This window comes from Burkholderia sp. BCC1208 (assembly GCF_902833095.1).
Lineage (GTDB): Bacteria > Pseudomonadota > Gammaproteobacteria > Burkholderiales > Burkholderiaceae > Burkholderia.
In genome coordinates, this window is record NZ_CADFDY010000009.1 from 170,484 (window position 1) to 184,986 (window position 14,503).

Below are 14,503 nucleotides of genomic sequence, written 5' to 3' on the forward strand. Positions count from 1 at the left end.
ATCGACCGGGGTTCGGCGCCGGGGGCGGATGACGGCCGAGCGGGGGATACGCGGCATTGTGCGGCGCCGCGTCGCGGCCGGACCTTGATTGTCATGAAGCGGCCCGCGCGGCCCGCGCGTCGAGCGCCGGCGGCGTCCACCCGCCGCCCAGCGCACGCACGAGGCTCACCGTCGCGACGGCCAGCGCCTGCCGGCTGTGAATCAGCTGGCGCCGCGCATTCAGTGCATCGCGATCGGCGTCGATGACTTCCAGATAGCTGACGTAACCATGCGCGTAACGGCTCAGCGACAACCGCGCCGCCGCGTCCGTCGCGCGCGCCGCGTCGTCGTAGCGCACGATCCGCTCCTTTTGCGCGGCGATGTCGTTGAGCGCATCCTGCACGTCGCGCAATGCACCGATCGCGGTCGCGCGATAGTTTGCGTCGGCGATTTCGGTGCCGGCCCGCGCGGCGGCCACCGCGGCATCGCGCTTGCCGCCGTCGAACAGCGTCAGCGCGACGTTCGCGCCGAGACTCCACAGCGAGCTGTTGCGGTCGAGAAACGACCGCAGGTCGCGGGTGGCGAAACCGCCGTCGGCGGTCAGCGTCAGGGTCGGCAGCCACGCGGTGCGTGCGATGCCCAGTTCGAGCGACGCCGCATCGGCGCGCCGTGCCGCCGCGAATACGTCCGGGCGTTGGGCGAGCAGCGCGGACGGCAGCCCGGCCGGCACATCCGGCACGCGCACGGGCACGGCGCGCGTGTCGATGTCGAACGCGGTCGGCGATACGCCGGTCAGCACCGCAATGGCGTCGACGAGGTTCTCGCGCAGCCGGCGGCTCTCCGCGAGATCGGCATGCGCGGTATCGAGATCGGCCGACGCGCGCAGCCCGTCGAGATCGCTTGCCGCGCCGGCCCGCACGCGTGCGGCGATCACGTCGAGCGCGGTACGCCGCAACCCGATCGCGCGCATGAGTGTCATGAGATCGTCGTCGACGTAGCGCAGCGTCAGGTAGTCGACGGCCACTTCGGTTGCCACCCGAAGACGCACCGCATCGCGGTCGGCCGCCGCCTGCAGCACGTTCTGTCTGCCGATGTCGGCATCGCCGCGCAAGCGCCCCCACAGATCGACTTCGTAGCTCGCGGCGACGGGAACCGACCAGTTGTGCATCGTGCGCTTCGGCAGCGCGTTGTCGACCGTGCCGGATACGCGCGAGCGGCTGAACGACGGGTCGACGCGCACGCTTGGCGCCAGCGCGGCATCGCGCATGCCGAGCAGCGCTTGCGCCTGATCGACCCGCGCGGCCGCCGCGCGCAGGTCGAGGTTGTGCGCGAGCGCGGCGTCGACGAGGCGGCCGAGCTGTGGATCGCCGAACCCCGCGGGCCACTCGGCGAGCGACGGCGCGTGCGTATCGGTTGACGGATCGGCCGACGGATCGGCATGACGGAACCGGTCGGGCTCGACCGGGACGGGTGCGAGCGGCTGCGGTGCGATCGAGCACGCGGCCAGCAGGCTCGCGGCGAGCACGGCGAATGCGCGCTTCATCGCGATGTGCCGCCGTGCTGCAGCGTGACGACGACCGACAGCCCGGGCCGGATGCGCGGCTCCGACGCGGCCGGCCCGTCGAGCAGGATCTTCACGGGTACGCGCTGCGTGACCTTCGTGAAATTGCCGGTCGCGTTGTCGGGCGGCAGCAGCGCGAACTGCGCGCCCGTCGCGGGCGACAGGCTGTCGATGCGGCCGGTGAACGCGCGCCGCGGCAACGCATCGAAGCGCAGTTGGACGACGTCGCCGGCGCGCACGTGCCGCAGTTGCGTCTCGCGGAAATTGGCGACGATCCATGGATGCGGCTCGACCAGCGTGAGCAGTGCCTGGCCCGGCGCGACGTGTTCGCCGGTCTCGACGGTCTTCTTGCCGACGTAGCCGTCCGACGGCGCGACGACCGCCGTGTAGCCGAGTTGCAGCAGCGCGTCGCGCAATTCGGCATCGTTCTGGCTCGCTGCGGCATCGGCGGCCTGAGCGGCGGCGAGTGCGCTGCGCCGTTGCGCATCGGCCGCCGCGACGCGCGCGCGGGCGGATTTGCGTGCGGCATCGGCCGCGTCGAACTCCTGCTTCGACAAGCCGCGCGGCGTCTCGCGGGTCAGCTCGCGTGCGCGCGCGTAGTCGAGTTCGGCCTTGTCGGCATCGGCGTGCGCCGACACGAGCGCCGCGTCCGCCTGCTCGATCTGCGCGCGTGCGCGGCTCGCGTCGGCATGCGCCTGGGCGACGCGTGCGCGCTGCGCCGCGACGCGTACGTCGAAGTCGCGCCGGTCGATCTCGACGAGTGCGTCGCCCGCGTGCACGAACTGGTTGTCGTCGACGAGCACGCGCTCGACCGTGCCGGCGACGCGCGGCGAGATCACGTGCAGGTGGCCGGTCACGTATGCGTCGTCGGTGCCGCGATCGCGTGCGTCGAACTCGTACACGAGCAGTGCGACGAGCAGCAGCGCGATCATGGCGATCGCGACGATGGCCGGCCGTCGGGCGCGCGCGGACGCAGCGGGCGACGGCGTGGGGGAGGGTGGGGTCATGATCGGCAAACTCCATCGTACGGGCAGGATTCGACGCGCCGCGTTATGCTTGCGCCAGCTTGACAGGCGGGAGCCGCTCGACGATGAACACGACGTTCGCCACCGGCAGTGCCATGCCGGCGCCGGCCGCAGGCCCGGCCACCGACATCCCGACGTTTCGGTCGATCGCCGCGATCGCGGCCGTGCTGCTCGGCGCGATCATCGCGACGTTGACGTCGCGCATCACGTCGCTCGGGCTGGCCGACGTTCGCGGCGCGCTTGGCGTCGGCGTCGACGAAGGCGCGTGGATCAACACCGCGTTTACCGCGTCGCAGATGTTCGTCGGGCCGCTCGCGATCGCGGCGGCCTTCATGTTCGGCACGCGCCGCGTGTTGATGGCGGGCGCCGCGGTGTTTCTCTGTGCGGAAAGCGTGCTGCCGCTCTGCACGCAATTCGGCGCGTTCATCGTGTGCCAGGCGATCGCGGGGCTCGCATCCGGCGTGTTCGTGCCGTTGACGGTCGGCTTCGTCGTGCGCACGCTGCCGCCGCGGCTGATTCCGTTCGGCATCGCCGCGTATGCGATGAACCTGGAGATGTCGCTGAACCTGTCGGCCACGCTCGAAGGCTGGTACAGCGAACACCTGAGCTGGCGCTGGCTGTTCTGGCAGAACGCGGTGCTGACCGTGCCGTTCATCGCGTGCCTGATGGTGTCGCTCGCCGACGAGCCGATCAAGCGCTTCGCGTCCGGCATCGACGCGCGCGGAATGCTGCTCGGCGCGGGCGGCTTCGCGTGCCTGTGCATCGCGCTCGACCAGGGCGAGCGGCTGTTCTGGCTGCAGTCGCCGCTGATCGTCGCATTGCTGGCCGCCGGCATCCTGATGATCGCCGCGTTCCTGATTCACGAACTCGCGTCGCCGCGCGCGGGCCTCGATCTCGGCTACCTCGTGCGGCCCAACATCGCGCTGCTGATCGTGCTCGTCGGCCTCGTGCGCTTCACCGTGCTCAACACGAGCTTCATCCCGTCGCTGTTCCTCGCCAGCACGTACGGCCTTCGGCCGTTGCAGATCGGCGATACGCTGCGCTGGATCGCGATGCCGCAACTGCTGTTCGCGCCGTGCGTCGCGCTGTTGCTGCAGCGTGTCGATCCGCGGCGGCTCATCGTCGCCGGCTTCGCGATGGTGGCGATCGCGTTCGCGCTCGGGTCGCGGCTCACGCCGGTCTGGGCCGAGCCCGACTTCATTCCGTCGCAGTTGCTGCAGGCGCTCGGTCAGACGATGGCGCTCACGTCGGTCATCTTCTTCTTCGGCAAGCACGTGACGGCCGAACATGCGTTGACGTTCGGCGCGGTCGTGCAGACGACGCGCCTGCTGAGCGGGCAGCTCGGCACGACGTCGATCGCGGTGATTCAGCGCATCAGGGAGGCTACCCATTCGAATCTCGTCGGTCTGCATGTGTCGCTGTCGGATCCCGAGACGCTCGAGCGGCTGCGGGCCGGCGCGGCATCGCTGGTGGCGCATGGCGCCACGTTCGCGACGGGCAACCAGGCGGCCTATGCGCTCGTCGATCGCGCGGTGCGCGTGCAGGCCACCACGCTCGCGCTGGCCGACAACTTCCGCGTGGCGATGGCGTTCGCGCTCGCCGGTGCACTGCTCGGCATCCTGCTGCGTCCGGTGCGGGCGCCGTAAGCGCCGCATCGTGCGTCTGAAATAATCTGAAAATTCCTGAACGGCGCGTCTGCCGCGTCTGCCGCGGCGGCACGCGCGCCGCCGCGGCAGACGGCGCTTACGCTTGCAGGAACGCGAGCAGTTCGGCGTTGATGCGATCGGCGTTCACGACGCACATCCCGTGCGAGCCGCCCTCGATCACCTTCAGCACCGCGTGCTTCACGATCTTCGACGAGAGCCGGGCCGAATCGTCGATCGGCACGATCTGGTCGTCGTCGCCGTGCAGCACGAGCGTCGGCACGTCGATCTTCTTCAGGTCGTCGGTGTAGTCGACTTCGGAGAATTCCTTCACGCACAGGTACTGGCCGTGAATGCCGCCCATCATCCCCTGTGACCAGAAGGCGTCGATCGTGCCCTGCGACGGCTTCGCGTTCGGGCGGTTGAAGCCGAAGAACGGCACGGCGAGATCCTTGTAAAACTGCGAACGGTTCTCCGCGACGTTCTTGCGGATGCCGTCGAATACGTCCATCGGCAAGCCGCCCGGATTGGTCGGCGACTTCACCATCTGCGGCGGCACCGCGCCGATCAGCACGGCCTTCGACACGCGCTTCGTGCCATGGCGGCCGATGTAGCGCGCGACTTCGCCGCCACCGGTGGAGTGGCCGACGAGGGTGGCCTCGCGCACGTCGAGCGTGTCGAGCAGGGCGGCGAGATCGTCCGCGTACGTGTTCATGTCGTTGCCGAGCGACGGCTGGCTCGAACGGCCGTGGCCGCGGCGGTCGTGCGCGATCACGCGATAGCCGTGCTGCACGAGGAACAGCATCTGCGCATCCCAGGCGTCCGCGCACAGCGGCCAGCCGTGCGAGAACACGACCGGCCGGCCGCTGCCCCAGTCCTTGAAGTAGATCTGCGTGCCGTCCTTGGTGGTGATCGTGTTCATCGTGTGCGCTCCTGGGTGGGCTGAAGAGGTGCTGCGGGAAGGCGTGCCGGCTGCGGCCGCCATCGCGGGCAGGGCGGCTGCGGCGACGGCCGTCGCGCCGGCGAGCAGCATGTCGCGGCGGCGGGCCGACGCGACGGCATCGGTCTGTTCGGAATGCATCTGGACTCCTGAGGTATGCGGCTGCGATGCCGCACGGGATGGTGGATCGGTGGCGGTCTGCCGCGGCCATCCCGCCCGGCAGCCGTCCGGCCTGCGCCCGCCGCGCGACGACTGGTGCGCGCGGACGAACGAATGCCGTCAGGAGCGTATCCCGGCGCGGTGCGCGCCGTACTGAAATCCGGCTGAATTTTCTTGAACGCCGCGGCGTGGCGAGCGGATTTTGCCGCGCTGCAGAAAAATTAAGCGCGCGACCGGGACTCTTCAGCGAACGGCGGCTATCGTCAGCATCGGGTCACCGGCACACGTTGCGCACCATGCGAACGGCGCCGGCCGGCCCGCGCCGACCGTCACCTGCCTAGATATGCCGCCATGGACGCCTTCAATCGTTGGGAGCACATGATCACGTCGCTCAGGCCGTCGCCCGCCGCGAGCCTCCGGATGATGCCGATGCCGCGCGAGCGGACGGCCGACGGCTCGCGTCGCCCGCATCGGGACGACGCGCCGATGCCCTCGAGCGGCGACGTGCGCCGCCGCTGCGCGATCATCGCCGTCGAGCGGCAAACCGATTCGTCGATGCTGGTGTCGTGGAGCGACCCGACGCGCTGCCGCTACGACGAACAACGCTGGATCAGCGCGAAGGCGCGCGGGCCCGGGCTCGGCCGTTGCGCGCTCACCGGGCAGCCGATCCGGACCGGCGACGCGATCTACAAACCTCAGTGGCGCGGCGAGAAGCGCCCCGCGAATTGCCGCGAAATGATTCTCGCGACGGCGCTCGAGCAATTCGTCGCCCGGCAGTCCCGGGCATGACGTGCGGCGCCACACGCTTCGGCCGCGTCCGCGCACGCGCACGCGGCTTCCCTACTCGAAAGGAACCATCATGAGCACGTTCACCACCCGCGACGGCGTATCGATTCATTACAAGGACTGGGGCAGCGGCCGCCCGGTCGTGTTCATTCACGGCTGGCCGCTGAATGCCGACATGTGGGACGTGCAGATGCATCATCTCGCGTCGCACGGCCTGCGCTGCATCGCGTACGACCGGCGTGGCTTCGGGCGATCCGATCAACCCTGGAGCGGGTACGACTACGACACGCTGGCCGACGATCTCGCGACGCTGCTCGAGACGCTCGACCTGCATGACGTGACGCTCGTCGGTTTTTCGATGGGCGGCGGCGAGGTGGCGCGCTACATCGGCCGGCACGGTACGCGCCGCATCGCGAAGGCGGTGCTGATCGGCTCGGTGACGCCGCTCATGACGCGGCGCGACGATCATCCGGACGGCGTGGACGTCGCGGTATTCGACGGCATTCGCGCCGGCATCGTGGCCGATCGCGCGGCGTTTTTCGACAGCTTCTGGCCGCTGTTTACCGGATCGAACCGCGACGGTTCGACGGTTTCGCGCGCGGCGCTCGACTGGACGTCGTTCATGGCGCTGCAAGGCGGGATGAAGGGCACGCTCGATTGCGTTCGCGCGTTTTCCGAGACCGATTTCCGTGCCGACCTGCAACGGTTCGACGTGCCGACGCTCGTGATTCACGGCGACGACGACCAGACGGCGCCGCTCGCGCTGACGGGCGCCGCGACGGCGAAACGCATTCCGCATGCGACGCTGAGCGTCTACGAAGGCGGCCCGCACGCGCTCTACCTGACGCACGCGGCCAGGTTGAACGACGAGTTGCTGGCGTTCGCGCAGGCCTGAGCGAGCGAGGCATGCAGGCGGCGGGGCGGGCATGCGCGCCCGTTCCGCGCGGCGAATCGCGCCGCGAACGCAGTGAAACAAGCCGATGGACATTCGACCGCCGCAGTAATAGAAGGGCCTGAAAATAACCGGCCGGTCGAATCAAAACAAAAAAAGCACCGCATTGCTCCAATGGAAAACGATTCGTCTGATATATCGAAATCGTATTCATGGACGCATGCACGATTTGCACATGAAACGTGCGCGGCTCCGCCGCATTTCGGTGCAGGCGCGCAAAGCGGCGCCGCATCTCACTTCGCGGCGTTTTTTTGTCATTTCAAAAAATTCGAGCCGTTCATTCTGATAATTTGAATCATTCGACCATGCAAATACCGTAGCATTGATGCCGAACCGGCACCGGTTTCAATCGGAGCGCCGTTGAATGTCACCCACAAGAAATTCCCATGATCCGGATTGGAACACTTCACGTTTTTCTCGACAGACGTGAAATTCGTTCGAACGGCAAGCTGCTGCGTATCGGCAGCCGCGCATTCGAAATTCTCGAGCTGTTGATTCGGGCGAACGGTGCGCTGGTATCGAAAGACGACATCATGCAGCGCGTCTGGCCGCACACCGTGGTGGAGGAAAACAACCTGCAGGTGCACATCGCTTCGCTGCGCAAGGCGCTGGCCGGCGACCGCAACCTGATCGTGACGGTGCCCGGCCGCGGCTATCGGCTGGTCGTCGAGCAGGACGACGGCGATGCGCCCGTGCGTCCCGCGATGTGGCGGCCGTCCGCGGCGCCGAGCGCGTTGTTCGGCCGCGAACAGACGGTCGCCGACGTGCTGGCCGCACTGCGGAGCGCGCGCGTCGTGACGCTGGTCGGCGCGGGCGGCATCGGCAAGACACGGGTCGCGATCGAGGCGGCCGCGCGCGCCGACGCGCATTTTCCCGAAGGCACAGTATTCGTTTCGCTCGCCACCGTCGCGTGTCCGCGCTTCGTGCCGGACGCGCTCGCGGGCGCGTTCGGCATCGCGCAGCCGACCGGGTCGCTGACGCTCGAGGCGGTGCTTGCCAGCGTCGCGCGCCGCCGGATGCTGCTCGTGCTCGACAATTGCGAGCACCTGCTCGACGCCGCCGCGCGGATCGCGAGCGCGCTCACCGATGCGGACGACGGGCTGTGCGTGCTCGCGACGAGCCGGGAATCGCTGCGCATCCACGGCGAGCGCGTGTATCCGGTGCCGCCGCTCGACGTACTCGACGAAGGTGCCGGCGAGCGCGACGCGATGCGCGCGAGCGCGGTGCAATTGTTCGCGGCGCGTGCACGGGCGGCCGACCCGCGTTTTCCGCTCGATGCGCGCAGCCTGTCGTTGATGGCGTCGGTCTGCCGTCGCCTCGACGGCCTGCCGCTCGCGATCGAGCTGGCCGCGGCCCGTGCCGCCGTGCTGGGCATCGACGTGCTGGCCGCCCATCTCGACGATCACTTTCGGCTGCTGACCGGCGGTTTTCGCACCGCGTTGCCGCGCCATCAGACGCTGCAGGCGATGTACGACTGGAGCTACCGGTTGCTCGGGGAAGCCGAGCGCCTGCTGCTGCGATGGCTCGGCGTGTTCCGCGACGGCTTCTCGATCGAGGCCGTGCGCGAAGTCGTCGGTGCCAACGGGCCGGCCGGCGCCGACCTGCTCGATACGATCGCCGGCCTCGTGTCGAAGTCGCTGCTGATCCTCGAAACCGCGAACGGCGCGCCGCGCTATCGGCTGCTGACCACGACGCGGGCCTACGCGCTACAGCAGCTCGACAGTCACGGCGAGCGGGCGGCTGCCGCACGCGCGCATGCGACCTACTTCCTCGCGTTGTTCCGGCGCGCGACCTACGGCGGCGGCGAGCCGGGCAGCGAGGCGGGGAGCACGGCCCGGCTCGATGCGGTCCGACGCGAACTCGGCAATCTGCGTGCCGCGCTCGACTGGGCATTTTCGGCGCATGGCGACGCGGAACTCGGCATCGCGCTCGCGGCCGTCGCGGTGCCTTGCCTGTTCAATCTGTCGCTCGTCGACGAATGTCGCGAGCGGGCGCGCGCCGCGCTCGATGCGATGCGCGACGCGGACGCGGACGCGACCCCGGTGTCCGACGACGCGCGCGTGCGATTGCTGGCCGCGTATGCGGCTGCGCTCGCGCATACGGCAGGGTCGACCCAGGTCGCGCATGATGTGTGGTCGGAAGTGCACGCGCTCGGGCTCGGTGCGGCCGAGGCCGAGTTGCCGTCGCGCGAGTCGTGACACCGGCTTCGTGCGCATCGGTCACGTTTCAGAACGATTCAGCCCGGTTACAGGACAGCGGCAGGCGGCACGCGTAGATTGCGTGAACGGCGGGCGCCGGCACGCCGTCGGCACGCGTGCGCGCCGACCCCGAGCGCCCGTCGACATCGCGCGACCTCACTGAACGCCGGCGCGGCGAAATGCCCGGCGTGCGCGTCGTCGCGCATCCCGCTCAACCGACGAACCGCCGCATGAAACCTGACCCATCCGACCTTTCCCGTCACGCGACCGACCTCGGCCTGCTGTTCCTGCGTGTCGCCGCCAGCGTGCTGCTGATCGTGGTTCACGGCTTGCCGAAGATCGTTCATTACACAGCCGAAGCCGCCGCCATCGAGGATCCGTTCCATCTCGGCCGCACGCTGTCGATCCTGTTCGCGATCTTCGCGGAGGTCGTGTGCCCGATCTTCATGATCGTCGGTCTGTACCCGCGGCTGGCGGCGCTTCCGGTGATGATCGTCACGCTCGTCGCGCTGGTGTTCGTTCACCCTGACTGGCCGCTGCGCGATGCGCAGTTCGCGTGGATGCTGCTGATCCTGTTCGGCACGATCGCGATCGCGGGCGCCGGCCGCTATGTGTTGCGGCTGCCGTTGCCGGGTGTCATGCAGCGGCGCGACTAGCCGCTGCCAGCGCGTCGGCGGCCCGCACGCGATGTGCCTGCCGGTTCCGTGCCCGCAGCGACCTACGTGCTGCCGCTTTCACCCTTTCGCGCGCCGCGCTTGCGATCCGACATGTTGAATTTCTCCGATACGGCGCTCTACGGCGCGCCGATCGTGCTGGCCGACCTCGCCGCGTGGCGGCTGTTCGGGCGCGCGCGCTCCATGGCTCGTGCCGTCCGTCGATGCGCGGCGTTCGCCGCGCTGAGCGCCGTGCTGTTCGCGACCGGCATCAGCCCGCTCGCCGTTCCCGCCTCGCTAGGCGGGCTCGACCGAATCGTGGTCCAGGCCGTCTGCATCGCATGGTGGCTCCAGTGCGCGATCGTGTTCAGTCTGCTGATCAATCATCTGCTGCTGCCGCGTGCGTGGCGCAACCAGCGTCTCTTTCACGACATCGCCGAAGGCATCGTGTTCGGCGCGGCCGCGGTGGCCGCGCTGGGCTACGTGCTCGGCCTGCCGCTGAGCGGCCTGGTCGCGACATCCGGCGCCGTCGCGGTGATCCTCGGTCTCGCGCTCCAGAACACGCTGAACGACGTGTTCTCCGGGCTCGTACTGAATACCACGCAACCGTTCCGGCTCGACGATACGGTTTCGATCGGCGAACTCGAAGGGCGGATCGTCGAGAGCAACTGGCGGGCGACGAAGCTGATCGACAGTCTCGGCAACCTGGTCGTCGTGCCGAACAGCACCGCGGCGCGCGCGACGATCGTGAATCTCAGCGAACCCGCGGGCCTGCACGGCGTCACGCTCGTGCTCGACCTCGATCCCGCGGTACGGCCGGCCGTGGCCGTCGGCGCACTGGAGCGGGCCGCGGCGAGTTCGCTCGACGTGCTCGCGCGCCCCGCGCCGATCGCCGTCGTGAAGGCCTTCCGCGCGAACGCGATCCAGTACGAACTCGTCTGCTACGTCGACGCCCTGCTGAAGAAAACCGCCGTGCGCAACGCGCTCTACGATCTCGCGCATCGGCATCTGGCCGCGGCAGGCGTCGCGTGGCGGCCGCTCGCGGGCGCTGCGGCGGCGCCTGCATCGTCATCGATATCGCAAGGGCATCCGGTATCGCGTCGGCTGCTGCTGTTGCGTGCGGTCGAATTGTTCGCGTGCGTCGACGACGACGATCTGGCCGTGCTGGCGGATGCGCTGGTAGTGCGTTCGTTCGGCAGGGGCGACGTGATCTATGCGTCGAATTCGGAGTCGCGCGTGCTGACGGTCGTCGAATCGGGCGTCGCGGCGGTGTTCGTGCCGGGCGCGTCCGGCGATGTCGAAGTCAGGCGGATGGCGCCGGGCGATGCGATCGGGCAGTCGGTCGTGCTCGCCGGCACGCGGCTACACGCAACCGTCCACGCGGTGACCGCGATGACCGTGCATCAGTTGCGCAGCGAGGATCTGTCGGCGCTGATCGCCAGGAAGCCGGCGCTCGGCAGGCTGATGTGCGAGTCGCTCACCGACCATATCGCGACCGAGGAAAGGATGATGATTCCGCCGGTCGAGAAGGCGCACGCGGGATTCAGCCTGATCGGGTGGCTCGAGAAGGAAATGAAACGGCTGCACGATTCGCTCGGCTGACGCACGGCCGGATCGCGAGGGCCGCCCGCGGGCTGCGGCCCGTGAACGGGTGCGTCAGTCCGGCGTCGTGAACCGATCGACGAGATCGGGCTGGTCGAGTTGCTCGACCCACCAGTGCAGCGCGCGGCCCGCTTCGTCGCCGCGCCATGCGAGATAGCAGTGCGTGGTATCGCGCATGCCCGTCACCTGGCGCGCGACGAGCTTGCCGTCGGCGATCGCGCGCGCCGCGATGCATTCCGGCAGGGTGCCGACCGCGAGCCCTTCGCACTGCGCTTCGAGTTTCGCTGCCAGCGTCGGTACCGCGAGGTACGGCTGGCCTGCGTCGATCGCGACCGACTGCGGCTGCAATTCGCGCGACGTATCGCTGATCACCGCGCCGCGATACTGGACGACCGACGCCATCGACAGCGGTTCGGGCAGCGACGCGAGCGGATGGGACGGCGCGACCGCGAACAGATGTTTGAGCGAGCCGATCGGCCGCGCGATGATGCCCGGCAATTCCGGCGGTTCGCCCGCCGCGCCGACGACGAGATCCGCCCGCCGCGAAATCAGTGCATCCCACGCGCCGCCGAGCACTTCGGTCGACAATCGCAGCCGCGTGTCCATCCCGAGCGCATAGAACCGGTGTACATACGGCCACAGCGCGCCGAACGGCAGGATCTCGTCGATACAGACGCGGACTTCCGTTTCCCAGCCCTGTTGCGCACGCAGCGCCTTCATTTCGAGTTGCTCGGCCGCGCGCAGCAGACGCCGGCCTTCCTCGACGACGATGCGGCCCGCATGCGTGAGCTTCGCGCGCCGTCCGCTGCGGTCGAACAGCGCCACGCCGAGATCGCTTTCGAGTTTCTGCACCAGGTAGGTCAGCGCGGACGGGACGCGATGCAGCAGTTCCGCTGCTTCGGCGAAGGTTCCGGTGCGGTCGATCGCGTCCAGGGCTTCGAGCGCTTCGAATGACAGCTTCATCGCGAATTCCGGTAGGGTGGCTGGCGCATCATACCAGTGCCGGTACGGCGCGGGCGCCGGGCGAGCCGGTCCGTCGCGACGTGCTCGGCGTTCATGCGTAGAAGTCGATCAGCGTGTCGAGATTGCGTTGCGCGCGCCGCTCGAGCGGCGCGAATTCCGCCGATTGAAACAGCGGGGCCTGCTCGCGCAGATGCTCGAGCGCCTGCTTGCGGCCGGCGCGGAAGCTTGCCGACGGCGCATCGGGATCCTGCGCCCACTCGCGTGCAATTGCGCGGTCGTACTCGTGAAGCCGGTCGGGCGCGGCCGCGAGGATCGCGAGATCGGCGTCGAGAAAAATCCGCCCCGCGCGCTGCAATTGCGGATCGGCGGCGAACGTTTCGGGCAGCCGGTGCGACCGCGTCGCGAGGACGAAATCGGCTGCGACGGACACATGCGACGCGTGCGCGTGCAACCATGGAGCGGTACAGTGCGTGTTCGTGACCTGCGCGAGCCATTGCGCGCTGCGCGCTTCGTTGTCCGCGTAGTCGGGCAGCGTCGTCGCGTAGACGACATCGTGGGCCCATACCGCAAGCTCGATGGCCGGCCACAGCGGTTGCGACCGATACGGCGCGAGGTGCGCGAACAGTTCCGCCAGATGCGCGAGCGTGTGATAGAAGCGCTGCGGCTCGCCATAGGCGTGCGCGACGAGCGGCCACACGGCCGCCGTGCCGAAGCAGGCGTCGCAGGCGGCGCGCAGCGTGCGCTCGATATCGGGGGTGACGGCATTCATGGCGGCGATCGGCTCGGGCGGACGATGCGCGCAGCATAACAAACGCGGCGACGTGCAGGCATGCAACTTGCGCGCGAGCACGGCCCGCACCCCCTTCGGAGGTTTCCATGAAACGATGCTGGCCGCGACAATCGATGCTCGCGATAGGTGTGTCCGCGATATTCGGGCTGCATGCAGCCGCCGCATCGGCAGCGCCCGACGTCTCGATCAGCCGTGCGGATTACGGGACGACCGCGAGCGGGCAGGCGGTGAGCCAGTACACGCTCGCGAACCGGCACGGCGTGACGCTGAAAGTCATCACGTATGGCGGCATCGTGACTGCACTCGACGTGCCGGACCGCACCGGCCGCGTTTCCGACATCGTGCTCGGCTTCGATTCGCTGCGCGACTACGAAGCGCACAACGGCAACATCCATTTCGGCGCGCTGATCGGCCGGTATGCGAACCGCATTGCGGGCGGGCGTTTTACGCTCGACGGCAAAACGTGGAAGCTGCCGGTCAACGACGGGCCCAACACGCTGCACGGCGGCCCCGACAGTTTCGACGCGAAGGTGTGGACGGTCACCGGCACGCACAGCGACGCGAGCGGTTCGAGCGTCACGCTGCGCTACGTGAGCCCCGACGGCGAGAACGGTTTTCCCGGCACGTTGACGACGGACGTGACCTACACGCTGACCCGCGACGATCAGATCCGCATCGACTACCGCGCAACGACCGACAAGGACACGGTCGTGAACCTGACCAACCACAGCTACTTCAATCTGGCGGGGCAGGCCGGGGGCAGCGTCGAGCGGCAACTGATCGAGATCGCCGCATCGCGTTTTACGCCCACCGACGACACGTCGATTCCGACCGGGCAACTGGCGAGCGTCGCCGGCACGCCGATGGATCTGCGCCAGTTGACGCCGATCGGCGCGCATCTGCGCGATGCGTATCCGCAGCTCGCGATCGCCCATGGCTACGATCAGAACTGGGTGCTGGACCAGGGCGGTCAGCCGGCGCCGGCGTTTGCGGCGCGCGCTTACGACCCGGCGTCGGGGCGTTTCCTCGAGCTGTATACGACGCAGCCGGGGCTGCAGTTCTATACGGCCAACGGGTTGAACGGCAGTGTCGCGGGCAAGGGCGGCACGGTCTACCGGCAAACCGATGCGTTCGCGCTGGAAGCCGAGCATTTCCCCGATTCGCCGAATCATCCGGCCTTCCCGTCGACGGTGCTCAAGCCGGGCGAGACGCTGCACGAAGTGACGGTGTGGCGGGTGGGGGCGCGATGAGG

General features: G+C 68.7%; 13 protein-coding genes. 8 read left to right on the forward strand and 5 right to left on the reverse strand.

Annotated elements, in window-relative coordinates; all coding sequences use genetic code 11:
- Positions 1–91 precede the first annotated feature (91 nt).
- Both HWX09_RS22195 and HWX09_RS22200 read right to left on the reverse strand, forming a co-directional pair.
- Complete coding sequence (locus HWX09_RS22195; protein ID WP_027786118.1) at positions 92–1,522, reverse strand: efflux transporter outer membrane subunit; 1,431 nt, start codon at positions 1,520–1,522, stop codon at positions 92–94.
- Positions 1,519–2,547, reverse strand: a complete 1,029-nt coding sequence (locus tag HWX09_RS22200) for an HlyD family secretion protein (protein WP_027786117.1) — start codon at positions 2,545–2,547, stop codon at positions 1,519–1,521. Before HWX09_RS22200 ends, HWX09_RS22195 begins: the two co-directional genes overlap by 4 nt.
- An 83-nt stretch (positions 2,548–2,630) precedes the next feature.
- Here HWX09_RS22200 and HWX09_RS22205 point away from each other — a divergent pair, with 83 nt between their 5' ends.
- Positions 2,631–4,211, forward strand: coding sequence for an MFS transporter (locus HWX09_RS22205; protein WP_027786116.1), 1,581 nt, complete (start codon positions 2,631–2,633; stop codon positions 4,209–4,211).
- A gap of 97 nt (positions 4,212–4,308) precedes the next feature.
- Here HWX09_RS22205 and HWX09_RS22210 read toward each other — a convergent pair whose 3' ends face one another.
- On the reverse strand, positions 4,309–5,289 hold the full coding sequence (locus HWX09_RS22210) for an alpha/beta hydrolase (protein ID WP_027786115.1): 981 nt from the start codon (positions 5,287–5,289) through the stop codon (positions 4,309–4,311).
- Between the two features lie 369 nt (positions 5,290–5,658).
- On the opposite strand from HWX09_RS22210, the gene HWX09_RS22215 reads away from it, so the two are divergent.
- From HWX09_RS22215 to HWX09_RS22240, 6 genes are all read left to right on the forward strand, one after another.
- Entirely contained in the window at positions 5,659–6,096 is a 438-nt protein-coding gene (locus HWX09_RS22215) for a DUF3331 domain-containing protein (protein WP_027786114.1), read from the forward strand.
- Positions 6,097–6,166: 70 nt separating this feature from the next.
- Entirely contained in the window at positions 6,167–6,988 is an 822-nt protein-coding gene (locus HWX09_RS22220) for an alpha/beta hydrolase (protein ID WP_027786113.1), read from the forward strand.
- A gap of 72 nt (positions 6,989–7,060) precedes the next feature.
- Positions 7,061–7,339: a hypothetical protein gene (locus tag HWX09_RS22225; RefSeq protein ID WP_152777545.1), complete on the forward strand. Its 279-nt coding sequence runs from the start codon at positions 7,061–7,063 to the stop codon at positions 7,337–7,339.
- A 92-nt stretch (positions 7,340–7,431) separates the two neighbouring features.
- Positions 7,432–9,243: a winged helix-turn-helix domain-containing protein gene (locus HWX09_RS22230; RefSeq protein WP_027786112.1), complete on the forward strand. Its 1,812-nt coding sequence runs from the start codon at positions 7,432–7,434 to the stop codon at positions 9,241–9,243.
- Positions 9,244–9,473: 230 nt separating this feature from the next.
- The gene (locus tag HWX09_RS22235; protein ID WP_027786111.1) at positions 9,474–9,899 is read left to right on the forward strand and encodes a DoxX family protein; all 426 of its coding nucleotides are present in this window, start codon (positions 9,474–9,476) and stop codon (positions 9,897–9,899) included.
- A gap of 111 nt (positions 9,900–10,010) precedes the next feature.
- A complete protein-coding gene (locus HWX09_RS22240; RefSeq protein ID WP_027786110.1) occupies positions 10,011–11,498 on the forward strand; it encodes a mechanosensitive ion channel family protein in 1,488 nt (495 codons plus the stop codon).
- Between the two features lie 54 nt (positions 11,499–11,552).
- Here HWX09_RS22240 and HWX09_RS22245 read toward each other — a convergent pair whose 3' ends face one another.
- Together HWX09_RS22245 and HWX09_RS22250 are read right to left on the reverse strand one after the other, a co-directional pair.
- A complete protein-coding gene (locus tag HWX09_RS22245; RefSeq protein WP_027786109.1) occupies positions 11,553–12,461 on the reverse strand; it encodes a LysR family transcriptional regulator in 909 nt (302 codons plus the stop codon).
- 91 nt (positions 12,462–12,552) lie between these two features.
- Entirely contained in the window at positions 12,553–13,230 is a 678-nt protein-coding gene (locus HWX09_RS22250) for a hypothetical protein (RefSeq protein ID WP_143751681.1), read from the reverse strand.
- A 107-nt stretch (positions 13,231–13,337) separates the two neighbouring features.
- On the opposite strand from HWX09_RS22250, the gene HWX09_RS22255 reads away from it, so the two are divergent.
- Positions 13,338–14,501, forward strand: coding sequence for an aldose epimerase family protein (locus HWX09_RS22255; RefSeq protein ID WP_027786108.1), 1,164 nt, complete (start codon positions 13,338–13,340; stop codon positions 14,499–14,501).
- The last annotated feature ends 2 nt before the right edge of the window (positions 14,502–14,503 follow it).

Excerpts from the sequence above, each read along its gene's own strand:
- HWX09_RS22230 (WP_027786112.1), top strand. The coding sequence starts at position 7,432 with ATGATCCGGATTGGAACACTTCACGTTTTTCTCGACAGACGTGAAATT.
- HWX09_RS22215 (WP_027786114.1), top strand. The coding sequence starts at position 5,659 with ATGGACGCCTTCAATCGTTGGGAGCACATGATCACGTCGCTCAGGCCG.
- HWX09_RS22205 (WP_027786116.1), top strand. The coding sequence starts at position 2,631 with ATGAACACGACGTTCGCCACCGGCAGTGCCATGCCGGCGCCGGCCGCA.
- HWX09_RS22200 (WP_027786117.1), bottom strand. The coding sequence starts at position 2,547 with ATGACCCCACCCTCCCCCACGCCGTCGCCCGCTGCGTCCGCGCGCGCC.
- HWX09_RS22255 (WP_027786108.1), top strand. The coding sequence starts at position 13,338 with ATGAAACGATGCTGGCCGCGACAATCGATGCTCGCGATAGGTGTGTCC.
- HWX09_RS22210 (WP_027786115.1), bottom strand. The coding sequence starts at position 5,289 with ATGCATTCCGAACAGACCGATGCCGTCGCGTCGGCCCGCCGCCGCGAC.
- HWX09_RS22250 (WP_143751681.1), bottom strand. The coding sequence starts at position 13,230 with ATGAATGCCGTCACCCCCGATATCGAGCGCACGCTGCGCGCCGCCTGC.
- HWX09_RS22220 (WP_027786113.1), top strand. The coding sequence starts at position 6,167 with ATGAGCACGTTCACCACCCGCGACGGCGTATCGATTCATTACAAGGAC.
- HWX09_RS22240 (WP_027786110.1), top strand. The coding sequence starts at position 10,011 with ATGTTGAATTTCTCCGATACGGCGCTCTACGGCGCGCCGATCGTGCTG.
- HWX09_RS22195 (WP_027786118.1), bottom strand. The coding sequence starts at position 1,522 with ATGAAGCGCGCATTCGCCGTGCTCGCCGCGAGCCTGCTGGCCGCGTGC.
- HWX09_RS22235 (WP_027786111.1), top strand. The coding sequence starts at position 9,474 with ATGAAACCTGACCCATCCGACCTTTCCCGTCACGCGACCGACCTCGGC.
- HWX09_RS22245 (WP_027786109.1), bottom strand. The coding sequence starts at position 12,461 with ATGAAGCTGTCATTCGAAGCGCTCGAAGCCCTGGACGCGATCGACCGC.